Origin of the sequence: Roseococcus sp. YIM B11640 (genome assembly GCF_049727625.1) — a bacterium.
In the GTDB taxonomy this organism is placed as follows: domain Bacteria; phylum Pseudomonadota; class Alphaproteobacteria; order Acetobacterales; family Acetobacteraceae; genus Roseococcus.
On sequence record NZ_JBBJOZ010000004.1, the window covers coordinates 332,175 to 357,096 of the forward strand.

Annotated in this window: 25 protein-coding genes; 14 read left to right on the forward strand and 11 right to left on the reverse strand. The window is 69.7% G+C overall.

The window, feature by feature from the left end; translation table 11 throughout:
- The first annotated feature begins 8 nt into the window (after positions 1 to 8).
- A complete protein-coding gene (locus WJM96_RS18055; RefSeq protein WP_424813929.1) occupies positions 9 to 1,430 on the forward strand; it encodes an NAD(P)H-hydrate dehydratase in 1,422 nt (473 codons plus the stop codon).
- 90 nt (positions 1,431 to 1,520) lie between these two features.
- Complete coding sequence (locus WJM96_RS18060) at positions 1,521 to 2,918, forward strand: malonyl-CoA decarboxylase (protein ID WP_424813930.1); 1,398 nt, start codon at positions 1,521 to 1,523, stop codon at positions 2,916 to 2,918.
- Positions 2,919 to 2,924: 6 nt separating this feature from the next.
- Here WJM96_RS18060 and WJM96_RS18065 read toward each other — a convergent pair whose 3' ends face one another.
- Positions 2,925 to 3,434, reverse strand: coding sequence for a PadR family transcriptional regulator (locus tag WJM96_RS18065; protein ID WP_424813931.1), 510 nt, complete (start codon positions 3,432 to 3,434; stop codon positions 2,925 to 2,927).
- Positions 3,435 to 3,641: 207 nt separating this feature from the next.
- On the opposite strand from WJM96_RS18065, the gene WJM96_RS18070 reads away from it, so the two are divergent.
- Together WJM96_RS18070 and WJM96_RS18075 are read left to right on the forward strand one after the other, a co-directional pair.
- Positions 3,642 to 4,619, forward strand: coding sequence for a zinc-binding dehydrogenase (locus WJM96_RS18070; RefSeq protein ID WP_424813932.1), 978 nt, complete (start codon positions 3,642 to 3,644; stop codon positions 4,617 to 4,619).
- 67 nt (positions 4,620 to 4,686) lie between these two features.
- On the forward strand, positions 4,687 to 5,649 hold the full coding sequence (locus WJM96_RS18075; RefSeq protein ID WP_424813933.1) for a Bug family tripartite tricarboxylate transporter substrate binding protein: 963 nt from the start codon (positions 4,687 to 4,689) through the stop codon (positions 5,647 to 5,649).
- A 6-nt stretch (positions 5,650 to 5,655) separates the two neighbouring features.
- On the opposite strand, the gene WJM96_RS18080 is transcribed toward WJM96_RS18075, so the two are convergent.
- Positions 5,656 to 6,969, reverse strand: a complete 1,314-nt coding sequence (locus WJM96_RS18080) for an MFS family transporter (RefSeq protein WP_424813934.1) — start codon at positions 6,967 to 6,969, stop codon at positions 5,656 to 5,658.
- 203 nt (positions 6,970 to 7,172) lie between these two features.
- Here WJM96_RS18080 and WJM96_RS18085 point away from each other — a divergent pair, with 203 nt between their 5' ends.
- On the forward strand, positions 7,173 to 8,399 hold the full coding sequence (locus WJM96_RS18085) for an alpha-hydroxy acid oxidase (RefSeq protein ID WP_424813935.1): 1,227 nt from the start codon (positions 7,173 to 7,175) through the stop codon (positions 8,397 to 8,399).
- A gap of 30 nt (positions 8,400 to 8,429) precedes the next feature.
- Here the strand turns inward: WJM96_RS18085 and WJM96_RS18090 are convergent, their stop codons facing one another.
- On the reverse strand, positions 8,430 to 9,734 hold the full coding sequence (locus tag WJM96_RS18090) for an NtaA/DmoA family FMN-dependent monooxygenase (protein WP_424813936.1): 1,305 nt from the start codon (positions 9,732 to 9,734) through the stop codon (positions 8,430 to 8,432).
- Positions 9,735 to 9,966: 232 nt separating this feature from the next.
- Here WJM96_RS18090 and WJM96_RS18095 point away from each other — a divergent pair, with 232 nt between their 5' ends.
- A complete protein-coding gene (locus WJM96_RS18095) occupies positions 9,967 to 10,326 on the forward strand; it encodes a hypothetical protein (protein WP_424813937.1) in 360 nt (119 codons plus the stop codon).
- On the opposite strand, the gene WJM96_RS18100 is transcribed toward WJM96_RS18095, so the two are convergent.
- Positions 10,327 to 11,274 carry a Bug family tripartite tricarboxylate transporter substrate binding protein gene (locus WJM96_RS18100; protein ID WP_424813938.1) on the reverse strand — a complete coding sequence of 316 codons (948 nt, stop codon included), beginning with the start codon at positions 11,272 to 11,274 and terminating at the stop codon, positions 10,327 to 10,329.
- On the opposite strand from WJM96_RS18100, the gene WJM96_RS18105 reads away from it, so the two are divergent.
- Genes WJM96_RS18105 through WJM96_RS18120 form a run of 4 tightly spaced genes read left to right on the forward strand, consistent with a single transcriptional unit; the run spans position 11,273 to position 15,123 of the window.
- Positions 11,273 to 11,515 carry a hypothetical protein gene (locus WJM96_RS18105; protein WP_424813939.1) on the forward strand — a complete coding sequence of 81 codons (243 nt, stop codon included), beginning with the start codon at positions 11,273 to 11,275 and terminating at the stop codon, positions 11,513 to 11,515. The two genes, WJM96_RS18100 and WJM96_RS18105, sit on opposite strands and share 2 nt — an antisense overlap.
- Positions 11,512 to 12,531: a cysteine synthase A gene (locus WJM96_RS18110; protein ID WP_424813940.1), complete on the forward strand. Its 1,020-nt coding sequence runs from the start codon at positions 11,512 to 11,514 to the stop codon at positions 12,529 to 12,531. Before WJM96_RS18105 ends, WJM96_RS18110 begins: the two co-directional genes overlap by 4 nt.
- Positions 12,528 to 13,172, forward strand: coding sequence for a serine O-acetyltransferase (gene cysE / locus WJM96_RS18115; RefSeq protein WP_424813941.1), 645 nt, complete (start codon positions 12,528 to 12,530; stop codon positions 13,170 to 13,172). Before WJM96_RS18110 ends, cysE begins: the two co-directional genes overlap by 4 nt.
- Positions 13,173 to 13,218: 46 nt before the next feature.
- Positions 13,219 to 15,123, forward strand: a complete 1,905-nt coding sequence (locus WJM96_RS18120) for an FUSC family protein (RefSeq protein ID WP_424813942.1) — start codon at positions 13,219 to 13,221, stop codon at positions 15,121 to 15,123.
- Here the strand turns inward: WJM96_RS18120 and WJM96_RS18125 are convergent.
- Genes WJM96_RS18125 through aroB form a run of 3 tightly spaced genes read right to left on the reverse strand, consistent with a single transcriptional unit; the run spans position 15,118 to position 18,373 of the window.
- Positions 15,118 to 15,681: a DNA-3-methyladenine glycosylase I gene (locus WJM96_RS18125; protein ID WP_424813943.1), complete on the reverse strand. Its 564-nt coding sequence runs from the start codon at positions 15,679 to 15,681 to the stop codon at positions 15,118 to 15,120. The genes WJM96_RS18120 and WJM96_RS18125 overlap by 6 nt on opposite strands.
- On the reverse strand, positions 15,681 to 16,700 hold the full coding sequence (locus tag WJM96_RS18130; protein ID WP_424813944.1) for an NADP-dependent oxidoreductase: 1,020 nt from the start codon (positions 16,698 to 16,700) through the stop codon (positions 15,681 to 15,683). The genes WJM96_RS18125 and WJM96_RS18130 overlap by 1 nt, the downstream gene beginning before the upstream one ends.
- A complete protein-coding gene (gene aroB, locus WJM96_RS18135) occupies positions 16,697 to 18,373 on the reverse strand; it encodes a 3-dehydroquinate synthase (RefSeq protein WP_424813945.1) in 1,677 nt (558 codons plus the stop codon). The genes WJM96_RS18130 and aroB overlap by 4 nt, the downstream gene beginning before the upstream one ends.
- Positions 18,374 to 18,425: 52 nt before the next feature.
- Between aroB and WJM96_RS18140 the strand changes: the two genes are divergently transcribed.
- From WJM96_RS18140 to WJM96_RS18150, 3 genes are all read left to right on the forward strand, one after another.
- Positions 18,426 to 18,572, forward strand: coding sequence for a hypothetical protein (locus WJM96_RS18140; RefSeq protein WP_424813946.1), 147 nt, complete (start codon positions 18,426 to 18,428; stop codon positions 18,570 to 18,572).
- Entirely contained in the window at positions 18,569 to 19,456 is an 888-nt protein-coding gene (locus tag WJM96_RS18145) for a tyrosine recombinase (protein WP_424813947.1), read from the forward strand. Before WJM96_RS18140 ends, WJM96_RS18145 begins: the two co-directional genes overlap by 4 nt.
- Before the next feature lie 63 nt (positions 19,457 to 19,519).
- Complete coding sequence (locus tag WJM96_RS18150) at positions 19,520 to 20,716, forward strand: patatin-like phospholipase family protein (protein ID WP_424813948.1); 1,197 nt, start codon at positions 19,520 to 19,522, stop codon at positions 20,714 to 20,716.
- Positions 20,717 to 20,864: 148 nt separating this feature from the next.
- On the opposite strand, the gene WJM96_RS18155 is transcribed toward WJM96_RS18150, so the two are convergent.
- The 4 genes from WJM96_RS18155 to WJM96_RS18170 form a co-directional block, all read right to left on the reverse strand.
- Positions 20,865 to 21,104: a hypothetical protein gene (locus WJM96_RS18155; protein ID WP_424813949.1), complete on the reverse strand. Its 240-nt coding sequence runs from the start codon at positions 21,102 to 21,104 to the stop codon at positions 20,865 to 20,867.
- Positions 21,105 to 21,216: 112 nt separating this feature from the next.
- Positions 21,217 to 22,287, reverse strand: a complete 1,071-nt coding sequence (locus tag WJM96_RS18160) for a tartrate dehydrogenase (RefSeq protein WP_424813950.1) — start codon at positions 22,285 to 22,287, stop codon at positions 21,217 to 21,219.
- A 30-nt stretch (positions 22,288 to 22,317) separates the two neighbouring features.
- Complete coding sequence (locus WJM96_RS18165; protein WP_424813951.1) at positions 22,318 to 23,184, reverse strand: sulfite oxidase heme-binding subunit YedZ; 867 nt, start codon at positions 23,182 to 23,184, stop codon at positions 22,318 to 22,320.
- The gene (locus WJM96_RS18170) at positions 23,181 to 24,104 is read right to left on the reverse strand and encodes a mitochondrial fission ELM1 family protein (RefSeq protein ID WP_424813952.1); all 924 of its coding nucleotides are present in this window, start codon (positions 24,102 to 24,104) and stop codon (positions 23,181 to 23,183) included. The genes WJM96_RS18165 and WJM96_RS18170 overlap by 4 nt, the downstream gene beginning before the upstream one ends.
- Before the next feature lie 53 nt (positions 24,105 to 24,157).
- Between WJM96_RS18170 and WJM96_RS18175 the strand changes: the two genes are divergently transcribed.
- Entirely contained in the window at positions 24,158 to 24,883 is a 726-nt protein-coding gene (locus WJM96_RS18175) for an orotate phosphoribosyltransferase (protein ID WP_424813953.1), read from the forward strand.
- Positions 24,884 to 24,922 lie beyond the last annotated feature (39 nt).

Consider the following 24,922-nt stretch of genomic DNA (forward strand, 5'->3'; position numbering starts at 1 on the left):
AAGTGAGTATGGCCCAGACCCGCCCCACCTTCGCAATCCCTATGGAATTGCTGACGCCCGCCGAAATGGCGGAGGCCGACCGCTTCGCCGGGAATGGCCCCGCGCTGATGGAGGCGGCGGGGCACGCCGTTGCGCTGGCGATCCAGCGCCGGTTCCGTCCTTGCCGCGTGCTGGTGCTTGCAGGGCCCGGAAACAACGGTGGCGATGGCTATGTAGTTGCGCGCCGGCTGGAGCAGGCGGGCTGGGACGTATCCGTCGCCGCGGCGGCTCCGCCGCGCCCAGGCAGCGATGCCAAGGGCGCCGCGGCACGCTGGCGAGGGCGGATGGCGACGCTGGCCGATGTGCCGCGCGCGGGGCTGGTGGTGGATGCGCTCTTCGGCGCGGGACTCGCGCGCGATTTCGAGGGGAGTTTCGCCCATGCCCTGCGGGGTTGCGCCGCGCCGGTCGTCGCGGTGGACGTGCCCTCCGGCATGGATGGCGCGACGGGCGCGGTGCGTGGCTTCGCGCCCCAGGCGGCGCTGACCGTCACCTTCTTCCGTGCCAAGCCGGGCCACCTGCTGCTGCCCGGCCGCGACCTCTGCGGCGAGCTGGTCGTCGCCGATATCGGCCTGCCCGCGCATGTCCTGGCTTCGATCCGCCCGCGCGCCTTCGCCAATGGTCCCGCGCTATGGGACCGGCCGGCTCCCGGAAGCGCGAGCCACAAGCACAGCCGCGGCCATGTGACGATCGTCTCCGGCGCGGAGATGACGGGCGCCGCCCTCCTGGCGGCGAGGGCCGCGCGCCGGACAGGGGCAGGACTCGTGACCATCGCCTGTCCCAGCGCCGAGGCGGCGCAGATCCACCGGATCGCGGAGCCCGGCGCGCTGGTGATTGAGGCGGCGGGCATGGACGCCGTGGCGGCGGCGATCGTCGACGACCCGCGCCGGGAGGTGATCCTCGCCGGGCCCGGCCTGCCGCCCGGCGACGCCACCCGCGGGCTGCTGCGCGCCCTTCTCGCCGCCCAGCGGCGGGTGGTGGCGGATGCCGGCGCGCTCACCGCTTTTGCCGGGGATGCGGAGGCGCTGCGTGGCGTGGCTGTCGTCACCCCGCATGCGGCGGAATTCACGCGCGTCTTCGGCTCCGCCCAGGACCGCCTGGCGGCGACGCGTGCCGCCGCTGCACGGATCGGCGGCGCGGTGCTGCTCAAGGGCGCGGACAGCGTGGTCGCGGCGCCGGACGGGCGGGTGGCCGTCAACCACAACGCGCCGCCCTGGCTTGCGACGGGGGGAACGGGCGACGTCCTGGCGGGAATCGCGGCCTCGCTGCTGGCCCAGGGCATGCCTCCCTTCGAGGCCGCCTGCGCCGCTGCCTGGATGCAGGGCGAGGCCGCGATGCGGATTGGCCCTGGCCTGATCGCGGAAGACCTTCCTGATGCGTTGCCGCGCAACTGAGCACCTGCCGGCGATGTTCCTGACGCATGGGATCGCGCTTTGTTTCTCAATATTTCCAAGGTAGCATCCCCAACTCACCCGGAGAGAGTCATGGCCGATACGCTCGCAGAGTCGCCCGAAACGCTGGTGGACCGCGCGCTCCGCCGCGTCACCGGCCTCTGGCGCGATATGGCCGAGAAGGTCGGAGGCCGGGAGCCGGAGGATATCGCCGCCCAGATGCGCGCCTGCCTCGCGGGCCGGGGTGGCGAGGTTTCGGCCCGCGCGCGCGCGGCGAAGCTGGCCGCGCTGTACCGCGGCCTTGCCAATGGCGAGCGTGTCGAATTCCTGCGCGTCCTGGCCGGCTTCGACGCGGATCCCAAGGCCGTCGAACGCGCCATCGCCGCCTGGGCCGAGGCGCCGGAAGGCGCGGGCAAGGCGGCCGCGAAGGTGCAACTGCGCCGCGCGCTGGAAAGCCCGCGCATCCGCCTGCTGACGCAGTTCACCGCCATTCCCGACGGGATGAAGCTGCTGGTTGATTTGCGGGAGGACCTCCTCGGCGTGGCCGACAGCGATCCGCTGCTCCAGGCACTGGAGGCCGACCTCAAGACGCTGCTGGTCTCCTGGTTCGACCTGGGCTTCCTGGAACTGCGACGCATCGACTGGAACAGCCCGGCCGCGTTGCTCGAGAAGCTGATCCGCTACGAGGCGGTGCACCGGATCGAGAGCTGGGAGGACCTCAAGAACCGCCTGGATTCGGACCGGCGCTGCTACGCCTTCTTCCACCCGCGCATGCCGGCCGAGCCGCTGATCTTCGTGGAGATCGCGCTGGTGAAGGGCCTCGCTTCCTCGGTGCAGGCGCTGCTGGACCCGAATGCGGTGGCGACCGATCCAGCCACGGCTGACACCGCTATTTTCTACTCCATCAACAATTGCCAGCGCGGCCTGGACGGCATCGCCTTCGGCAACTTCCTGATCAAGCGCGTGGTGGAACTACTCGGCCAGGAATTCCGCGGGCTGAAGCAGTTCGCGACGCTCTCGCCCATCCCCGGCTTCATGCGCTGGCTATCCGCCCGCGAGGAAGCGGCCGATCCCACGCTGTTGACGCCCGAGGAGGTGACGGCGCTCCGCACGGCCGCCGGCGTGCCGCCCGAAACCTCGGGCATCGCGGCGCTGCAGCAGCTCATCGCGCGGCAGGAGCCGACGCCCGAGATCCGCAAGGCGCTAGAGCCCGTGCTGGTGCGGCTCTGCGCGCGCTACCTGGCGGTCGAGGCCGGGCGCAACAAGAAGCGCGCCGCCGATCCGGTGGCGCATTTCCACCTCTCGAACGGCGCGCGGATCGAGCGCATCAACTGGCGCGGCGATACCTCGAAGAAGGGCATGCGCGAGAGCGCCGGGCTGATGGTGAACTACCTCTATGACCTCGGCGTCATCGAGGACAACCACGAGGCCTATGCCGGCGAGGGCAAGCGCGCGATGGCCTCGGGCGTGAAGAAGCTGATCAAGGCCTGATCGGCCTTACAGCTTCTCGATCTTGCCGGCGGCCTCGTCGATCAGTGCGATCGCCTGATGCAGCCTGGCCTGGTCGAGGCCTGCCTCCATCCGGTTGACCAGCACGGCGCGCAGGTTGTGCATGGCGCGCCGCAGCGGCACGGTATCGAGGCGCGAGCGCGCCTCGCCCATCGCGGCGAGCTTGGCGAAGAGGGCCTTCACCGCCTCCGCATTCTCCGCGAGATGTGCCGTTCCTTCCGGCGTGACGGCGTAGAGCTTGCGCGCGCCGTCCGTTTCGGTCTCGGCGATATGACCCATCTCCGCGAGCAGGGTGAGGGTCGGATAGACCACGCCGGGGCTCGGCGCGTACTGGCCGCCCGTTCGCTCCTCGATCTCACGGATGAGGTCGTAGCCATGGCGCGGCTTTTCCTCGATCAGCTTGAGCAGGATGAGCCGGAGGCCCGTGCCGTCGAAATGCCGCCGGCGGCCATGGCCCCGCTCGCCATCCTCACCCTGCCAGTCACGGTGCCCCCGCATGCTGCGAGGGCCCATGTGGTGGGGGTGATGGCGGCCATGCTCGCCGTGGCGGAAGTGTCTGTGTCCAAACATGTACGATCCTTTTCGATTAGTCTTGATAGCATCAAGATATATCTTGATAAGATCTTTTCAAGTGAAATGGCCACCATTTTCGGAGGCGGCGCTTCGGGCCAAGCTCGGCGCCGATTTCGATTCCGGGAGAGTTCCATGAAAGCAGCCGTCTACACCGCGCAGGGCATGGCCCTGCAGGATGTCCCCGTGCCCAGGCCTGGACCGCAGCAGGTGCTGGTGAAGCTGCGGGCCATCGGCCTGAACCGGGCGGACCTCGCCATTGCCTCCGGCCATGCGCACGGCGCCGTCGGCGGCATCGGGGCCATCCCGGGGCTCGAGGGCGCGGGCGAGATCGTGGAATGCGGCGCCGAGGTGCCGAAGAGCTTCCAACCCGGCATGCGCGTCATGGGCGGAATGGGCTCGTCCTACGCGGAGTATGCGGTGACGGACTGGGGCCGCCTGCATGCCGTGCCCGACACCAACATGCCGTGGGAGGTCGCGGCCACGCTGCCGGTGGCGCTGCAGACCATGCACGACGCCGTGGTGACGCACGGGCTCTGCGCGCCGGGCAAGGCGGTGATGATCCAGGGCGCGTCCTCCGGCGTCGGGCTCATGGGGCTGCAGATCGCGAAGCTGATGGGCGCCACGACCGTCGTCGGCACCTCCACCAACCCCCAGAAGCGCGCGCGCCTGCACGAGTTCGGGGCGACGCTGGCGGTGGACACGAACGACCCCGGCTGGGTGAAGCAGGTGCTGGATGCGACGGGCGGCCGAGGCGTGGATTCCGTCGTGGACCAGATCAGTGGCCCGCTCGTTTCGCAGACGCTGGCGGCGACGGCGATTCTGGGGCGCATCGTGAATGTCGGGCGGCTCGGCGGCTTCAAGGCGGAATTCGACTTCGACCTGCACGCCGCGCGCCGCATCACCTATGTCGGCGTCACCTTCCGCACGCGCAGCGTGGAGGAAGTGCGCGAGATCGTCCGCCGCGCCCGTGCGGATCTTTGGCCCGCCCTGGAAGCCGGGAAGCTTGCGCTGCCCATCGACAAGGTCTTCCACCTTGACCAGGTGGTCGAGGCGCTGGCGCGCATGAAGGCAAACCAGCACTTCGGCAAGATCGCCATGGTGACGGGCTGACCGTTTCCGGGGCAGCATGCGGAAGAGGGCGCACCAGACGCCCGCCGCATGCTTCCGGGAGTCGTCCATGTCCTTGCTTCGCCGGCAGGCGCTAGGTCTTGCCGCCCTCGCGCCGCTTCCCGCCCTGGCTCAGGCCGAATGGCCCGCGCGCAGCATCCGCATGGTCATTCCTTATCCGCCGGGCGGCGCCAGCGACATCATCGCGCGGCTGCTTGCGCCGCATATGACGGAGCTGCTGGGCCAGACGCTGGTGGTCGAGAACCGGCCCGGCGCCAATGGCTTCATCGCGGCCGAGCATGTCGCCCGCAGCGCCCCCGATGGCTACACGCTGCTTATGGGCAATGCCGGACCCAATGGCACCGGCCCCGCTCTCTACGGCAGCCGCACTCCCTATGACGCGGTGCGCGACTTTGCGCCCATCATGGCGGTCTCGGTTGTGCCGCTGGTGATCGGGCTGCACCCTTCGGTTCCGGTCTCGAACTTCCGCGAGCTCGTCGCGCATATGCGCGAGCGTGGCTCGGGCTTCAGCTACGGCACGGCGGGGGTCGGCTCGGCCGGGCATATGGGCATCGAGCTCCTGAAATCGATGACGGGGCTCGAGATGACGCATGTGCCCTATCGCGGAAGCTCGCCGCTCACTTCGGACCTCATCGCCGGGACGGTGCCCATGAGCTGCGATACCGCGCCTGTGCTGCTGCCGCATGCGCGGGCAGGGCGGGTGAAGGCCATTGCCGTCACCACGCTCCAGCGCATTCCGGAGGCCACCGACCTGGAAGCGGCGGCGGAGACTGTTCCGGGATTCGAGACGGTGAGCTGGGGCGGCGTGATGGGGCCGGCGGGGCTGCCGCCGGCCATCGTGCTGCGTCTGAATGGCGCGCTGGGCACCTCGATGCAGCGCATCTCGGACCAGCTGTCGCGCCAGGGCATCCAGCCCCAGCGCGGCACGCCCGAGGAGTTCGCGACCTACGTCGCGAACGAGGTGCGCAAGTGGACCGAGGTGGTCCAGCGCATGGGGCTGAAGCCCGAGTAGCCCGGTTCAGCGTGGCGGGCTGTGCTCGTCGCGCATGTGGCCGTGCTTCTGCATGTCCGGCATGAAGCTGACCGAGATCAGCGCCACGACCATCATAGCCACGACATACCAGGCGAAGCCGCCCTCGTTGCCGCTCGCCTTGAAGCTCAGCGCCACGTACTCGGCCGTGCCGCCGAACAGCGCATTGGCGATGGCGTATGAGAGGCCGACGCCCAGCGCGCGGATCTCGGCGGGGAATAGCTCCGCCTTCAGCACGCCGCTGATCGAGGTATAGCAACTCACAATCGCGAGCGCGCAGACCAGCAGCACACCCGCCGACCCCGCGGTGGTCGCGCCGCCCAGCGCGCCGAGCAGGGGCACTGTCGCGAGGATGCCGCCGATGCAGAAGACGAAGAGCAGGTTGCGCCGGCCGAACCGGTCCGAGATGGCGCCGAAGATGGGCTGCATGGCCATGTAGATCAGCAGCACCACGGCCATGAGCACGCTCACCGTCTTCACAGGCAGGCCCGCTGTGTTGACCAGGTATTTCTGCATGTAGGTGGTGAAGGTGTAGAAGGCGAGCGAGCCGCCGGCCGTCAGGCCCATCACCGTCAGCAGCGCGCGCGGATGCTGCAGCAGGGCGCGCATCGTGCCGGCGTTCTTGTTCGCGCGGCTCTCGGCCGTCGTCGTCTCGTGCAGCGAGCTCCGCAGGTACAGCGCCACCACGGCCGCCAGAGCGCCGACCACGAAGGGAATGCGCCAGCCCCAGCTGCGCAGCTGTTCTGTCGTCAGCATGAATTCCAGGACCACGATGACAAGCACGGCGAGAAGCTGGCCGCCGATCAGCGTCACGTACTGGAAGGAGGCGTAGAAGCCGCGGTTCTTGGAGGTCGCGACCTCGCTCATGTAGGTCGCCGAGGTGCCGTACTCGCCGCCGACCGAAAGTCCCTGAGCCATGCGCGCGAGCAGCAGCACCACGGGGGCGGCGATGCCGATCGTCTCGTAGGTCGGAATGACGGCGATGAGCAGCGAACCGCCGCACATCAGCAGGACCGAGGTGAGCATGGAGAATTTGCGGCCCATGCGGTCGCCGATCCGGCCAAACAGCCAGCCGCCGATGGGCCGCATGAGGAAGCCGATGGCGAAGACCGCCGCCGTGTTCAGCAGCTGGACCGTCGTGTCACCGGCCGGGAAGAAGGCGTGGGCGAAGTAGAGCGCCGTGAAGGCGTAGGCGTAGAAGTCATACCATTCGACGAGATTGCCCGAGGCGGCGCCGACGATGGCGCGGATGCGTTGACGCATCTCATGCGGGCTGCCTGCGACGATGCCGCTGCTGTCCATGGGGGGAGTCCTTCCGTGTGCGATACCGGACGTCCCTTCCCAATGTAGCGATCCATTACAGGTTGCGAATGCAAAGTCACGCTGCGGTGCAGCATCTGCCCGGGCATGGACCCGCGGGAGGAATCGCGCGAAATTTCCCGGAAGGGACACAGGAACTTCCGGATGGCAGGCCAATTTCACCCCGACCGGCGCCGAGGCGCCTGATGCCGGACTCCCTCGGGCCTGACCCCATTTTGGCCGCTCCGCCGCGGCCTGCGCCGGATGCGGAGGCGCTTCGCCTGCGCCGTCTTTTCCCCACCTACGGTTCGCTGGAGCAGCGGGCGAAGCGGCGCGCTCCACGCTTTGCCTACGACTACGCGGCGAATGGCGTGGGCGAGGGATCGCCGAATGTAGCGCATAACCGCCATGCGATGGACGCGGTGCGGCTGGTGCCGCGCTACGGCGTGCCCGTCGCAGGGGTGGACACGCGGGTCAGCCTTTTCGGGCGGGACTACGCCATGCCCATCGGCGTCTCGCCCATGGGGAACCCGGGCATCGTCTGGCCCGGCACCTGCGGCATCCTGGCGCGCGCGGCCCAGAAGGCGCGCATCCCCTATATCGGCTCGACCGTCGCCAATGAGAGCATCGAGACGCTCGCGAAGCTGGCGCCCGATGTCTACTGGTTCCAGCTCTACGCCATCCCGGGCGAGGAGCATCGCCGCTCCTTCGATCTGGTTCGCCGGGCCGAGGCCGCCGGCGCGCACGTGCTGGTCGTCACCATGGACGTGCCGTGCCGGCCAAAGCGGGTAGGGGACGTGGGCAACGGGCTGGAAGTGCCCTTCCGCTTCCGCCCGCGCACCATGCGCGACATCGCCATGCGCCCCGCCTGGGCACTGGAGACGCTGCGCAAGGGACGCCCGGCCTTCGAGAGCCTGCGCGCCTATGTGCCCGAGGGCTCCAGTATCTTCGACATCGCGGCCTTCGGGCAGCGCGAGATGGGGCAGGCCATCACCTGGGACTGGGTGGCGCGGCTGCGCGATGCCTGGCCGCGCGCAATGGTGGTGAAGGGCATCCTGCATCCGGACGATGCCGAGCGCGCGGTCCAGATCGGTTGCGACGGCATCCTGGTCTCCAACCATGGCGGCCGTCAGTTCGACGCCGCGCCTGCTGCGATCGAGATGCTGCCTGCGATCGTGGAACGCGTGGCGGGAAGGGCGCGCGTGCTGCTCGACGGCTCGATGCGCGAGGGGCTGGATATCCTCCGCGGCCTGGCCAGCGGCGCGGAATTCACCTTCGCGGCGCGGGCCTTCCTCTGGGCCGTGGCCGCGCTGGGCGAGGCCGGCGGCAACCATGCGACCTACGCTTTCCTGGAGGAACTGCGGGCCAACATGGCGCAGGTGGGCGTGACCACGATCGAGGAGGCAAGAGGCCTGGAGCGCTGGCTGGGCTAGCGGAGATTACGACTCCGGCGTGGCAAACCCTCAGCCGTGGTCGCGCAGGTTGCCGCGCAGGGTAGGCGCGGCATATTCGCGCCGGAATAGGCCGCGCCGCTGCAGCTCAGGCACCACCATGCGGCCGAACTCTTCGAAGGTCGTCGGGAAGATGGTCGGCGGCAGGATGAAACCGTCGCAGGCGCCGCTCTCGAACCAGTCCTGCATCACATCCGCGATCGTAGCGGGCGTGCCGGCCAGAAGGGCCCGCGGCCGGCGGACAGCCTCGGCGAAGGTGATGCCCTTGTCGCGTGCCACCTGCATCATGCGGTCCCTATGCCCGGCCACGCCCTGGTTGCTGCCGGGGCTGTCCAGCTCGTCCGGATTCTCGATCTTCGAGAGATCCGCCACCACGGACCAGGAGCTGGAGGCGATCACCAGCTCGGGATCCACCAGGGATTCCAGGTAGGCCGCCTTCTCCTGCGCAATGGACGCAGTCTCGCCCACGACGACGGTGATCGAGGGCAGCACCTTGCACTCATCCGGGTCGCGGCCGATGGCCTCCATGCGGGCGCGGATGTCCGTGCGGAAGGCCAGCGCGTCGGCCTTGGTCGCGGGGGTGGCGAAGAGCATCTCGCCCCAGCGCGCGGCGAATTCGCGGCCACGCGGCGAGGAGCCGGCCTGCATGATGGCGGGCCGCACCTGGGGCGTGCGCGGGATGGAGAGCGGCCCGCGCACGCTGACATACCTGCCCTTGTAGTGCGCGTAGCGGACCTTGGCGGGGTCGACGAAGCGGCCGCTCTCCTTTTCCAGCAGCAGGGCGTCCTCGTCCCAGCCGTTCCATAGGGCGTCGCAGGCCTCCATGACCTCGTCGGCCATGTCGTAGCGCTGCTCCTTCGGCGGCAATCCCTCGCGCCCGCAATTCTGGGCCTCGAAGTCGCGCGCCGTGGTGACGACGTTCCAGGCCGCGCGCCCGCCGCTCAGCAGGTCCAGCGAGCCCAGGTAGCGCGCGATCATGTAGGGCGCCATGAAGGTGGTGGAGAGCGTGACGCCGAGGCCGAGATGCTTCGTCGCCCGCGCCATCAGCGGCAGCAGCACCATGGGGTCCATCAGCGAGAGCTGCCCGCCCCGGCCGAGATAGTCGTCGTAGCTGCCCTTGTAGAGATCGGGAATTCCCAGCCCGTCGGCGAAGAAGCAGGCGTCGAAGCGCGCCTCTTCCATGGTGCGGGCCAGCTTCTCCCAGCGCTCGGCGGTGAAGAGGTCGTCCAGTGTCGCGGCGGGGTGGCGCCAGGTGCTGGGATAGCTCGCGGAGGGTCCGGCCTTGAGGTAGGCGACGAGGTGCATCTTCTTCGGCATGGGCAGAAGCGTCGCGCCGGCGCATGCGGACCGCAAGCTGCCCTGGGGCTGCCACGGCACGGCGCGGCGCGCCCGCTGCCCAACGGCCGGGCGATGATGGCCATCGGAAGCGCCGATTGGCGCGGCGCGAGGCGGAGGAGGGATGTTCGACGCGACAGACGCCACATACGGCGCGATTGGCCGGCGACGGAAGCAATGGCATCTTCCGCGCATCCGAAGGAATGGTCTCCCGATGATTCGTGCCCTGACCCTGGCGGCGCTGACGCTGGCCATCGCGTCCGCCTCCGCAAGCGCGCAGACCACGAGCTATTGCAGCGGCGCGCTGGTGGCGGACACCTTCGACACGCAGGTCGTCCCCGGCCTGGGCGGGCGGGCGACCTATTCGATGAGGCTGCGCAACAGCAGCGGGCAGGCGCGCACGTTCCAGCTCGTTGTCACCGCGCCCTTCCTCGGGCGCCCTGTCCCGCAGGCTCGCCAGGTCGCGGCTGGGGCGACGCAGAATATCGGCCTGGGCTACCAGCCCAACATGCCGGGCTCGCCGCCGCTGCGCGGCCAGCAGCTGGCCGAGGTCGTGCGGATCAGCTGCGTCTGATCAGTCGGCCTGCATGCCGGTCCGCTGAATGACCGTCGCCCAGCGCGCGGCGTCGTCGCGGATCTTGGCGGCGAGGACCTGCGGCGAGGCATCCACCGGCTCGATCCCCAGCGCCGAGAGCCGGTCCCGCACTTCGGTGATCTTCAGCACCTCGCCCACTGCCTGATTCAGGCGTGTGACCAGGGCCGGATCCGTGCCCTTGGGCGCGACCAGCCCGTGCCAGCCCGCGACATCCACGCCGGCGAGGCCGCTCTCGATCAGCGTCGGGACCTCCGGCAGGGCGGTGGTGCGGGTACCGGTGGAAACGGCGAGGCCACGGAGACGCCCGGACTGCACATGCTGCGTCACGGCGCCGATGTTGATCATCACGCCCTGCAGGGAGCCGCCCAGCAGGTCGTTCACCGCCAGCGCGCCGCCGCGATAGGGCGCGTGGGTCCAGCGCGTCTCGGTCGCCTGCTGGATGAGCTCGATCAGCAGATGCGCAAGGCTGCCATTGCCCGGCGTGCCCACGGCAACCTGCTCCGTGCGGCTGCGCGCGACGAAGTCGGTGAAGCTCGCCACGGGGCTGTCCGCCTTGACCACCAGGATCTGCGGCACCGAGGTGGCCTGGGCGACAGGCGCGAAATCCTCCACCGGATCGAAGGACAGCCGGCGGAACAGCCCCTTGTTGATCGACAGACTGTCCGAGCCCGCGAGCAGCGTCTGGCCGTCCGGCCGGGCACGGGCGACGAGCTCGTAGCCGATGTTGCTGCCCGCCCCGGGGTGGTTCTCCACCACGATCTGCTGCCCGAGGACGGCGGCGAGATGACGGGCGATCAGCCGGCCCACAATGTCCTGGCTGCCGCCGGGCGCGACGGGCACCACCAGCCGGACGGCACGGTCGGACTGCGCGAGGGCAGGGGCCGCAAGGGCGATGCCGGGTAGCGCGAAGAAATGACGGCGAAGCATGGTGATTTCTCCGAAGAAGGAATGTCAGGGCTTGGTGGAAATTCCCCGGGGAGATCGCTTCCCGATGTCGGCGTCAAATACGATCATTGATGGTGGTATGGAGTTCGCTTCATGCAGCGTCAATGGTGAAATATTCGCAGCTGCCCGCGGATTTACGCATTGTGAATCTGCGCTGAACGCAACGCTGACGCAAAGCTTCCTGTTTCACGACGCGCGTGGGCTGATATCGTGCCCGCCATGAACGCCGTCATCAAAACCCCGGCCGAGGGGCTGCTCGGTTCCATCGGCAACACGCCCCTCATTCGCCTCGCGCGCGCCAGCGCGGCCACCGGGTGCGAGATCCTGGGCAAGGCGGAGTTCATGAATCCCGGGGGTTCTGTGAAGGATCGCGCGGGCCTCGCCATCATCGAGGGCGCGCTGGCGCGTGGCGATCTCAAGCCAGGCGGGGTGGTCGTGGAGGGGACCGCGGGCAACACCGGCATCGGCCTTACGCTGGTGGGGAATGCCCTCGGCTTCCGAAGCGTCATCGTGATGCCGGAGACGCAGAGCCAGGAGAAGATCGACTTCCTCCGCATGATCGGCGCCGACCTGCGCCTGATTCCAGCCAAGCCCTACAAGGATCCGGGCAACTACGTGCACGTCTCCCGCCGTCTGGCCGAGGAGATGAACGCCGAGAAGCCCGGTAGCGCCATCTGGGCCAACCAGTTCGACAATCTCGACAACCGCGAGGGCCACCGCCGCACCACGGGCGCCGAGATCCTGCGCCAGGCGGGCGGCAAGGTGGATGCCTTCACCTGCGCCTGCGGCACGGGCGGCACGCTCGCCGGCGTAGCCTTCGCGCTGAAGGAAGCCGATGCCTCCACCCGTATCGTGCTGGCCGACCCGCTGGGCTCCGCGCTCTATTCCTGGCGCAAGACGGGCGAGCCGGTGATGAGCGAGGGCACCTCCGTGACCGAGGGCATCGGCCAGTCCCGCGTGCCGGAGAACCTGCTGGGTGCGCCCATCGACGATGCCATCCAGGTGACGGACCCTGAGGCGCTGGAGCAGGTCTTCGACCTGACGCTGCACGAAGGGCTCTGTGTCGGCGGCAGCGCCGGGATCAATGTCGCGGCCGCGGTAAAGCTGGCCCGCGAGATGGGGCCGGGTCATAGAATCGTGACCATCCTTTGCGATGGCGGGGCGCGATACCAATCTAAGTTGTTCAATCCGGAATTCCTCCGGGGGAAGGGTCTGCCCGTGCCGAGCTGGCTGTCATGACGCTCGAGATCATCGAGCTGGGGCGCGCCATCCGCGAGCGCGACCCGGCGCGTCCGTCCTGGCCGGAGGTGATCTTCTCCTACCCCGGCCTGCACGCCATCCTCTGGCACCGGCTTGCCCACCGTCTCTGGACCTGGGGCTTCCGCGGCCTCGGGCGCTTCTTCTCCCATCTCGGGCGCATGCTGACGGGCATCGAGATTCACCCGGGGGCGAAGATTGGCCGCCGGCTCTTCATCGACCACGGCATGGGCACTGTCATCGGCGAGACCGCGACGATCGGCGATGACGTGACGATCTATCACGGCGTCACGCTGGGCGGACTCTCGCTCAAAGCTGGCAAGCGCCATCCGGACGTGCTGGATGGCGCCATCATCGGCGCCGGCGCGCAGGTGCTCGGCCCCATCACGGTGGGGCGCGGCTCCCGGGTCGGGGCGAATGCCGTGGCCGTCGCGCCGGTCGAGGACGGTACGACGGTGGTCGGCATCCCTGCCCGTTGCACGGGGCCCGACTGTCGAAAGACCGATACCGTAGGCTATGGCCTTCCGGCCCGCGAGCTCGACCCGGTTGGCGAACGCCTGAGCTCGCTAGAGGATGAGGTCCGGCTGCTGCGCGAGGCGCTTACCCTGCGCCGCGTCGGCTGAGGCAAGGGAGCCGGGTTCCGCCGGCCCGGACGGGGCGCATGACGGCATGAGAGCGCTCGCGGCCTGGGGATTCGACCCGGAGCGGCTGCGCTTTGGCCTACGCACGGCGGTCACGGCCTGCGTGGCCTTGTTGATCGCCTGGCTGGCCGGGCTCGAGCATCCGCAATGGGCGGCCATGACGGTCTGGGCGGCGTCCCAGCCGACGCGCGGCCTGCTGCTGGAGAAAAGCCTGTTCCGGACGCTCGGCACGGTGGCGGGCGTCGCCTATGGCGTGGGCCTCATGTGGATCGCGGGCGGTGAGCCCGCCCGGCTCGTGGCGGGACTCGCGCTCTGGATCGGATTCTCCGCCTGGGCGGGCAACCTGCTCAGGGGGCTGCCGGGATATGGCACCATCGTCATGGGCTACTCGGCCTCGATGGTGGTGCTGCTGGATACGGCGCACCCAGACCATGTGTGGGCACTCGGCCTCGACCGCTTCCTCACCGTCATGACGGGCGTCCTGGTCGCGGCCGCAGTCGGCATGCTGCTGACGCCGCCCGATGCGGAGGAGGAGCTCGCCGGCCGTTCGCGCCGGCTGACAGCGGCCGTGCTGCGCGACCTGTCGGCCTGGCTCCGGGACGGCGAGGGGCCGTCCGCGGCGGACCGGGGGGCCGTGCTGCGCGGCATGGCGGCGATCGAGGAGGGGCTGGACCCGCATGGCGCCGGTTCCCTCCGCTCGCGCCGTTCGGCGCGCACCATTCGCGCCATCCTCATCGCCCAGGTGGAAGCCCTGCTCTGGCTGGAGGAGCGCGAGCGCATCGAGGGCGGCGCGGCCATCGGGCGGGAGCTCGACGTCGTGGCCGATGCGATGGACGCCCGCGCCGCGCCGGAGGAGGTGATCGCAGGCCTGCAGCGTGCCGTCGCGCTGGCGGCCGGGCATGCCGGGCTGCGCGCTACCCTCTTGACGCTCGAGACCGCGATCCGCGAGCGCCTGTGGCGGGACGAGCCGGAGATCCGCCGTGGCCCTTCGGCGCGGCTGGTCCTGCATCGCGATTGGGTCGGCGCGGGCCATGCGGCCGTGCGGGCGATGGCGACGATGCTCGCCGTCGGCGGTTTCTGGCTGCTGACCGATTGGCGCATGGGGTCGCTGGTGCTGCTCGGCACTTCGGTCATGATTTCGCTCTTCTCGACCTTCGAGAACCCCGTCTGGATCATGCGCCACGTCCTGGTGGGTCAGTTCTTCGGGGCGATCGCGGCCCTGATCTGCCGGTGGCTCGCCTGGCCTCTGGCCGGGGACGAGTTCGGCCTCGTGCTGGGGATGATCCCTTTCATGCTGTCGGGCGTGCTGCCCTTCGCGCATCGCCGCAGCATGTTCGCCGGCCCGGACTTCAACATGATCCTCCTTCTGCTGCTGACGCCGCATTATCCGCCGTCCGGCAGCCTCGGCGATTCACTCTGGGCCGCGCTGGCGGTGATCGCGGGGCCGGCGGTAGCGCTTCTCGCCTTCCGGTTCGTGCTGCCGGTGGATCCGCCACGGCGTCTGCGACGGCTGCGTGCGGCCATGGCCGCCGAGATCGAGACCATGGCGGGGGATGCCGATGCGCCCCGCCATCGCGAGGTCTGGCGCGCGCGCCTCTATCACCGGCTGCTGCGCCTGTTGCGTCTCGGCGACCGTGCCGGCGTGACGGAGATGCGCGTCGTGGAGGCCGGGCTCGCGCTGCTCGGGCTCGGCCATGCCGTCATGCGGCTGCGCGAAATCCGGTCCGTGGCGCCGGATCTGGAGCCGCGCGCGGTGGATGCCGCGCTGCGCCGCCTCGCACGCCTCCGACGGGAGCCGGAGGAAGCGGTGCGGGCCTTGGATCGCGTGGCGAAGCGCCTCGCGCCCGTGGCAGGCGATGAGGCAGCGCTCCTGGCCACCGCCGCGCGCCGCCTCGCGGCGCATCCTGAATTCTTCCGCGACGCCGGGCTATGACAGCTGGCCGCGGCGGAAGCAGCCGCTGGTGTGGTCGTTCACCATGCCGACCGCCTGCATCCAGGCATGGACGATGGTGGGGCCCACGAACTTGAAGCCGCGACGCTTCAGCTCCTTCGAGGCGGCCTCGGACAGCGCGGTGGTCGCGAGCAGCTTCTTCCCATCGCCCTGCACGACCTTGCCGCCGGTGAACGACCAGCAGAACGCCGCGAAATCCTCGCCGCGCGCCATCATCTCGTTGTAGATGCGCGCGCCGCCGATGGTCGCCTCGATCTTGGCGCGCGAGCGGATGATGCCCGGATCCTGCAGCAGCCGTGCGATCTCCGCTTCGCCGAATGACGCGACCGTGTTCGGATCGAAACCCGCGAAGGCGCGGCGGAAGGCTTCGCGCTTGCGCAGCACGGTGATCCAGGAGAGGCCGGCCTGGAATCCCTCCAGCATCAGCATTTCCCACAGCATGCGCGGGTCATGTTGCGGAACGCCCCATTCCTCGTCGTGATAGGCGCGCATCTGCGGGTCTTCGCCCGCCCAGGCGCAGCGATGCGGCGCCTCGGTCATCAGTCGATGGCGATCACGAGCTTGCCGAAGTTCTTGCCCTTCAGCAGGCCGATGAAGGCTTCGGGCGCGTTGCGCAGGCCCTGCACCACATCTTCCTTCCAGACGAGCTGGCCGCTCTGCATCAGGCCCAGCATCGCGGCGCGGAACTGCGGATAGCGCGGCCAGCCATGGTCGCTCACGATGAAGCCCTGGATACGAAGGCGCTTGCGCACGACCGGGCCGAGGTTCGGGCCGGCCGGAGCCCCTTTGGCATCGGCGCCGGGGGCCTGGTTGTACTGCGCGATCATGCCGCACATCACCATGCGGCCGAAATCGCGGAAGCGGGGGAAGACGGCTTCCTGCACATGGCCGCCGACATTCTCCCAATAGACGTCGATCCCCTCGGGGCAGGCGCGGTCGAGCTGCGCGTCGAGATCGCCGCGATGGTCGAGGCAGTCGTCGAAGCCGAGCTCGTCCTTCACGAACGCGCATTTGGCCGCACCGCCCGCGATGCCGATCACGCGCGCGCCGCGCGCCTTGGCGATCTGCCCCGCGACCTGGCCCACCGCGCCCGATGCCGCGCTGATCACCACCGTCTCGCCCGGCTTGGGCTCGCCGATATCCTCGAGCCCAACCCAGGCCGTCAGCCCCGGCATGCCGAGTACGCCGAGATTGGCCGAGAGCGGCGCCTCGGCCGTGTCCACCTTGCGCAGCTTGATGGCATCCACCGCGCAGAAGCGCTGCCAGCCGTAGCCGCCCATGACGCTGTCGCCCGGCGCGAAATCGGGATGGTTGGAGGCCACGACCTCGCCCACCGTGGCGCCTTCCATGACGGCGCCGAGATCGACGGGCTTCGCGTAGCTCTTCGCGTCGCTCATGCGGCCGCGCATGTAGGGATCCAGGCTGAGGAAGCGCGCGCGCACCAGCACCTGCCCGGGGCCGGGCGTGGGCGCGTCTGTCTCGACCACCTCGAAATCGCCCGGCACCGGTTCGCCGACCGGGCGGCGCTTCAGCAGGACCTGGAGGTTCTTCTCGCTCATGGATCGCAGCCTTCCTCGCGGAGCAGCGCGCGGACCGTTTCCTCGGTCACGTCGCCTGCGGTGAATACGTCGCCGGGTCCGCGCAGCAGCACGAAGCGCAGCGCGCCGTCGCGCGCCTTCTTGTCCGTGCGCATGCGGCCGATCAGCCGGTCGATGGAGAAGCGGCGCGGCAGGTCGCTGATGCGCACCGGCAGGCCGACCTCGCGCAGATGCTCGCGCACCCGGCCCGGCAGCTCCTGCGAGCAGAGGCCGAGCCGCGCGGAGAGCTCGGCGGCGAGGCCAAGGCCGATGCCCACGGCTTCGCCATGCAGCAGCATGCTGCCGTAGCCGCACTCGGCCTCCAGCGCATGGCCGAAGGTGTGGCCGAGGTTCAGCAGCGCACGCCCGCCCTCGGGCTTGGTTTCGAACTCGTCGTCCATGACGACGGCCGACTTGAGCTTGCAGCTCTCCAGCACCGCATGGGCCAGGGCCTGCGGGTTGCCGCGCATGGCTTCCGGCCCCTCGGCCTCGCACCAGTCCCAGAGCGGGCCTTCGAGCAGCCCGTGCTTCGCCACCTCGGCCCAGCCGGCGCGCAGCTCGCGGAGGGGCAGAGTGCGCAGCACGGCGGTATCGGCCAGCACCAGCTTGGGCTGGTGGAAGGCGCCGACCAGGTTCTTGCCGTGCTGCGTGTTGATGCCGGTCTTGCCGCCGACGGAGCTGTCCACCTGGGCCAGCAGGGTCGTCGGGCACTGCACGAAGGGCAGGCCGCGCAGCACGGAGGCCGCGGCATAGCCCGCGAGATCGCCCACCACGCCGCCGCCCAGCGCGATCACGGCCAGCCGCCGGTCGGCCTTGGTGTCGAGGATCGCGTCCACGATGCGCGTGAACTGCGCGAAGGACTTGCTGCCCTCGCCGGGCGGCACGAGGATTTCGCCGGCGATGGTGAAGCCCGCATCGGCGAGCGACTCGCGCAGCGTGGGCAGGTGCAGCGGCGCGACGGACTGGTCGCTGACGACGACGACCCGCCGGCCCTCCAGCCGCTGTGCCATCTCCGCGCCCGCGCGGCGCAGCACGCCCTCGCCGATGACGATGTCATAGGGGTTGCGCGAGAGGCCGACGCGCATCCGGGCGGGCGGGCTGTGGTGGGTCAGCGCTTCCGCCACGCGGCGGGTGGTCACGTCGGGATGCTCATCGGTGCAGGAAAGGGTCAAGTCGGCCTCGGAATAGGCGGGGTGGCGGGCGGCCATCAGGCGCTCCAGCACCTCGCGCGGATCCGCATTCACGAACATGGGCCGGTGGTCGCGGCCCGCAACCCGGCGGAGCAGGGTGGAAAGGCGGCATTTCAGCCACACAGAGAGCGCGCCCGAGTCGCGCACGGCCTGCCGCGTCCGCGGATCCGCGAAGGCGCCGCCGCCGGTCGCGAGCACGATCGGCTCGTTGGCGCCGAGCAAACGGGCGATGACCCTTCGTTCACCCTCGCGGAACTCGGCTTCGCCGTAGCGGGCGAAGATCTCGGAGACGGGGATGCCCGCCGCGGCCTCGATCTCGGCGTCCGCATCGCGGAAAGGCATGCCCCAGCGCGCCGCGAGGCGGCGGCCGATGGAGGATTTCCCCGCGCCGGGCATGCCGACGAGCACGATGCTGCGGCTAGGGGCGGGGGATGCGGAATGGGGCTGGGCGAGGTTGCGTGACACGGCCTGCAAAGGTAGCACAGCCTCCCATCCGCGCGAGTGGACGCCTTCCCATATGTTCCGACGGCCCTTCCTGACCCTTCTTCTGTTGCTGCTGCTGCTGGCGGGCCTCGGCCTCCTGGCGCTCGGCGCCTTCCCGCCCGCGGTGAACATGGCGCCGGTCGAGCGCAGCCTGCCCAACGACCGCTTCCAGGTGCGGTGACGCCGCTCCTCGAGTCCTTCCTGGAGATGATGGCGGCCGAGCGCGGGGCCGCCCCCAACACCCTGGCGGCCTATCGGGCGGATCTCGAATCGGCGCTGGCTCATCTGGGCCCCGGCGCCGAGCGGGCGGAGCCCGACGCGCTACGCGGGTGGCTCGCGACGCTTGCGCATTTCTCGGCCCGGACGCAGGCGCGGCGCCTCTCCTCCTTGCGGCAGTTCTACCGCTTCCTGGTGCGCGAGGGCCTGCGGCCGGACGACCCCACGGAGCTGCTCGACAGTCCCAAGGCCCCGGCGCCGCTGCCGAAGGCCCTGAGCGAAGCGGAGATGGCCGCTCTCATCGAGGGGGCGTCCAAGCTGCGCGCCGGCCAGGCTGCCATCGCGACGGCGGCCATCGAGCTGCTCTACGCCTCCGGCCTGCGCGTCACCGAGCTCGTCACGCTCCCCGCCGGCACGCTGCGCGCCGAGGAGCCGCTGGTCGCGGTGCGCGGCAAGGGCGGGAAGGAGCGCCTGGTCCCCATCTCCCGCCGTGCGAGGGAGGCGGCGGCCGAGGCGCGGGGCACGCTCACCGAGCGCGGCAAGGAACGCCCAGCCGCGCGGCGCTGGCTGCTGCCCTCGCGCGGGGCCAATGGTCACCTGACGCGGCAGGGCGTGGGACTGCTGCTGAAGCAGGCTGCGCTGGCGGGCGGGCTCGACCCCGCCAAGGTCAGCCCGCACGTGCTGCGGCATTCCTTCGCGACGCATCTGCTCTCGCGCGGCGCCGATCTTCGGGCGCTGCAGATGCTGCTAGGCCACGCCGACATCGCGACAACGCAGATCTACACCCGCGTGCTGGAGGAGCGCCTGCGCGCCGTGGTGGAGGAGCACCACCCGCTGGCGCGAGGATAATCCGGCGTTGCCGGCCGCGGCCAATTCGGCTTCGCTGCCCCGGCAAGAGCCGGAGGAATGCCCATGGCCGACACGCTGTCCCGACGAGGAGCTCTCCTGGCGGGCCTCGGCCTTTCCGCATGCGCCTTGCCCCGTCGGGAGCCCGCCGTCCCCCAGGGCCTGGCAAACCGGGCCACGGTGCTGGGTCTGCCCAACGAACGGTTCTTCATTGGCCAGGGCTATGCGGCCATCACGCAGGAATACATGTCCGCGATGGAGCGGCGGCGCGCGTTTCTCGGCCTGCCGCCCGGGGCGACGCTCCCGGCCATCGATCTCCTCGCCATCTCGGGCGGCGGCGAGGACGGGGCCTTCGGCGCGGGCCTGCTCAATGGCTGGACGGCCGAGGGCTCGAGGCCGACCTTCGGTCTCGTCACCGGCGTCAGCACCGGGGCGCTCAGCGCGCCCTTTGCCTTTATCGGCTCCTCCGGCGACGCCGCGATCAAGCGCGTCTATACCGGCATCACCCTCGCCGATGTCGCGGTCCAGCGCGGGATGATGGCGGCGATTTTCGACGACGCCATGGCCGATACCTCGCCACTCTTCGCCACCATCACGCGCGAGCTGGATGACGCCATGCTGGCCGCGATCGCGAGGGGCTACCTCGAGGAGGGGAGGCTGCTGTTCGTCGGCACCACCGATCTCGACACCCAGCTGCCCATCGTCTGGAACATCGGCGCCATCGCCAATAGTCGCGACCCGCGTGCGCCGAATCTCATCCGTCGCATTCTGCTGGCCTCGGCCGCCATTCCGGGCGCCTTCCCGCCCGTTCTGTTCGACGTCGAGGTGGATGGGCAGAAGTTCCAGGAGCTGCATGTCGATGGCGGCGCGGTGGCGCAGGCCTTCCTCTACCCCAGCGTCATCGGCGCGGCACGGCGGGCCAATATGCGCGCCCGCCGTCCGGTGCCGACGATCCGGGCCTGGCTGATCCGCAATGGGCGGATGGACGCCGCCTGGGCCTCGACGAATCGCCGCACGCTGAGCATCGCCCAGCGTGCGGTCGCGACCATGACCGCAGCCAGCGGCTACAACGACGCGGTGCGAATCTGGCTGAACGCGGAACGGGACGGGATCGAGTTCCGCATGGCCTATATCGGCCAGGACTTCACGATCGCCTACGACAAACCCTTTGATCAGGCCTACATGACGCCGCTGTTCAACTACGGCTTCGAGAAAGCCCGCAACGGCAATCCATGGGTCCGGCAGCCACCCTTCACCGTGTGAGGGGCCGCGCCTTACTATCTTACTATCTTACCGGAACGCGCCCGCGCGGCTTTCGGACAAATGGCCGAGGCACGGGCGTTGATGCGCCGAGCCTAGCGCAAAAATCTTGGAAAATCGAGGATCAAGGCGGCGCGAGGGCCGCGCCCGCTCAATCGCAGTCGCAGCCGTCGGTCGGGCCGGTCGAGTTCCGCATCACGTGATGATCCACCCATTCGGCGACGAGCCGCCGGGCCTCGGTCACCGAGGCCTCAGGGTGGTGGACGCGATAGAGGGTCGTGCAGGCCTGGAAGGCGGCCAGGTCCGGCGTGCCCACGTCGCGCAGCTCACGATAGGCGGTCACGACGGCACGCTCGCAACGCCGGGCGATATGGCTGAAGTCTCGGCCCATCAAAACCTCTCTGATTGCGAATCAGTCGCAACGTCAGGTCACGATAGCGATATCTGAACGACCGTTCAAGTGACGGCGTTCAGATATGTCCGTTCCGTGTCCTTTTCCTGCCTCAGGAGGCCGCGACGGCCTCGGCGATCGCCTTGCCCACGTCCACCGTGCCGGCCTGGCCGCCAAGGTCCCGCGTGCGGGGGCCGCCCTGGGCCAGCAGCTTCTCGATACTGTCGGTGATGGCCTTGGCCGCCTCGTGCTCGCCCAGGTGATCCAGCATCATCGCGCCCGACCAGATCTGGCCGATCGGGTTGGCGATGAAGCGGCCGGCGATGTCCGGCGCCGAGCCGTGCACCGGCTCGAACATTGAGGGGAAGGCCTTCTCCGGGTTGATGTTGGCCGAGGCCGCCACGCCGATGGAGCCCGCCACCGCCGGCCCGAGGTCGGACAGGATGTCGCCGAACAGGTTGGAGCCGACCACCACGTCGAACCAGTCGGGGTGCTGCACGAAATGGGCGCAGAGGATGTCGATGTGGAACTGGTCCGTCTTCACCTCGGGGTAGTTCTTCGCCATCGCGTCGAAGCGCTCGTCCCAGTAGGGCATGGTGAAGGTGATGCCGTTGGACTTGGTGGCGCTGGTCACCTTCTTGCGCGGGCGCTTCATCGCGAGCTCGAAGGCGTACTTGATGATGCGGTCGGTGCCCGTGCGGGTCAGGATGCTCTGCTGCGAGACGAACTCGCGGTCCGTGCCGGGGAACATGCGGCCGCCGACGGAGGAGTATTCGCCCTCGGTGTTCTCGCGGACCACGTAGAAGTCGATCTCGGCCGGGGTGCGGTTCGCCAGCGGCGTGGCCACGCCCGGCAGCAGCTTGCAGGGGCGCAGCGAGACATACTGGTCGAAGCCGCGGCGGATCGGGATCAGCAGGCCCCAGAGCGAGACATGGTCCGGCACGCCGGGCCAGCCCACGGCGCCGAGGAAGACGCTGTCGCTGTCCTTCAGCTGGTCGAGCCCATCATCCGGCATCATCTTGCCGGTCTTGGCATAGGTCTCGCAGGACCAGTCGTAGTGGCTGAGCTTGAGCTCGAAGCCGAAGCGCCGCGCCGCCGCATCCAGGACCCGCAGGCCCTCGGGCGTGGTTTCCTTGCCGATGCCATCCCCGGGGATGACAGCGATACGGTGCGTGCGGGCCATGGCGTGTCCTGTTATTGGGTCCCTGCCGAGTTACGCCGCGCGCAGCCGACCGGCAAGCCGCCGCAGCAGGGTTAGCAGGAGGAAGCACCCCGCCACGATGCTGGGCTGCACCGCCGGGCGCGGGCCGAAGGTCAGATCGAAATTGGCCATCGCGACGCGCGCGGCGGGCAGGTTCGTGCCCAGCGCGTACCACAGGTACTCGATGCCGACCGTGGCGAGGAACGAGACCGCCGTCAGCGCTGCCAGCGCGCCGAAATGCGCCTGCCAGCGCTCCGGCACCAGACGCCACAGCAGCAGCCAGAGGAGCAGCCCGGTCAGGAACACCTCCTGGCTGACGTCGGACTTGGCCTGGATGAAGGCATGCAGCATGGCGAGGACGAGGATGGGGAAGATCAGCCGGTGCAGCCGCTTCCAGCGCCGCCCGAGCCGCCGCATCCAGCCATCGGTCGAGGTCCAGCCCAGCACGGCAAGGCCCGCGATCGCGACGAAGCCGATGGTCAGGTAGAAGCGCTTCACGATCTCCACGATGGCGGTCGTCACGATCCAGTTCTGGTCCGCCAGGTAAAGCACCAGGTGCAGCAGCACCCAGGCGAGCGCGCCGAGCCCCACCATGCGCCGGATCTGGTAGAGCCTCGGCCAGGCCAGGATGCGCCCGAACGGCGTCACGGCGAGGCTCGCGATCAGGAAGCGGATGGACCAGCGCCCGGTCTCGTGCATCGCCGCGTTCAGCGGCTCGGGGCCGAGGTTGAGCTGGATCGCATCCCACAGCAGCCACAGCGCGGGCGCGAAGAGGATCGCCAGGATGGCGATGCGGAGCGGCGAGAGCTTCCCCCCGCGGTCGCGCCAGAGCACCCAGGCCGGCAGCTCCTTCCGGGGCGCGCGGGCCGCCGCGCTCACGCCCAGCCCCGGGCGATGATCTCGGCGGCCACGCGCCCGGTCTCGTCCACCGCGTCGCGCGGCGGGGGCAGGGCACCGCCCTCCAGTGGCGCGGCGAGGCCGGCGGCATAGAGCGCCGCGGCCATGGCGCGGTGACGCGGGCCGAGGCCGCCGGGGTCGGCGATGAGGAGGGGGGCGGTGGTCATCAGGGCCTCGGACATCATGGAAATCGAATCGCCTGTGACCACCAGCCGGTCGGCCTGGGCCAGCATGGTCCGGAAGGGGTTCGCTCCAGCCCCGCCCCAACGATACAGCCGGTGCGGAAGTTTTCCGAGGACCGATGCCACCGCATCCGCCGCCGCCTCGCCCGTCCGGCGGGAGGTGGTGGCGAGGACCGAGGCGCCGTGATCCGCCGCCTGGCGCGCGATGGCGGCGGCGATCTCCGGTTCCATCCCCTCCGCCCGGACGCGGCCGCCCAGCAGGAGGGTGACGATGGGGCGCGGCAGCTCCGCCAGCTCCGGGAACTGGGCGGCAGCGGCCGCCAGGGCCTCCGGCGTCATCCGGTGCATGGCGCCCTGGATGACCAGGAGGTTTGCGGCCGGGGCAGGCCGGTCATGCGCGCCGATCACCAGCAGGTCGAAATCCGCGGCGCCGATGCCGGGGCGCATGGCATGCACCGTCCGGGCGCCCCGCGCGCGCAGCCAGCGCGAGACGGGCGCGGACCGGCGCCCGGCCGAGATCACCAATCCGGGCCAAGGCGCGCGGAATTCCTCGCGATCCGCGAGGCCGAGCAGGCTCGGGAAGGGGAGCGGCAGGCCCGCGAGCCGCCCGAAACGGAGGGGGATGCGCCGGAAGGGCCGGCCCAGCCGCTCGCCCAGGCCCAGCGCCTGTGCGGCCGTGCCCGCGCGCGGGTCCTCGAGCACCCATATCTCCCGGCTCATGGACGTGGCGCCCCTCGGGCGTTACGAGACGCCATCGGAGCCGGAGCAGACGAATGAGTGGCCATCACGCCTCGGATTGGGAACGGGACGCCGCCCTGACCACGGCGCGCATCCTTCTGGAGATCAAGGCGGTCAATTTCCGCCCCGAGGAACCCTATACCCTGACGTCGGGCTGGAAGAGCCCCGTCTACATCGATTGCCGCAAGATCATCTCCTACCCGCGCGCCCGCACCCGGATCTGCGACCTGGGCGTGGAGAAGATCAACCGCGCCGTCGGCTTCGAGACGATCGAGAGCATCGCGGGCGGCGAGACGGCGGGCATTCCCTTCGCCTCCTGGATCGCGGACCGCATGAACCTGCCCATGGCCTATGTTCGCAAGAAGCCGAAGGGCTTCGGCCGCAACGCCCTCATCGAGGGCGACGTGCCGGTGGACAAGGAGACGCTGCTGGTCGAGGACCTGACGACCGACGGTGCCAGCAAGATCCGCTTCGCCGAGGCGCTGCGGGATGCGGGCGCCAAGTGCGCGCATACCTTTGTCGTCTTCTACTACGGCGTCTTCCCCGGCAGCTTCGAGCAGATGAAGGGCATGAACCTCTCGCTGCACCACCTCGCCACCTGGTGGGACGTGCTCGAGGTCTGCCGCGAGCGCGACTACTTCCCCGAGGCCTCGCTGACCGGCGTGCGCCGCTTCCTCGAGGATCCCGTGGCCTGGAGCCGCGCGCATGGCGGCGTGGGCAGCCTGGAAGAGGCGCTGGCGCACAAGGGCAAGGTGGCCTGAGGTAACTCCGGCCGCGGTTCCGTGTTGACCCTCCGTCAC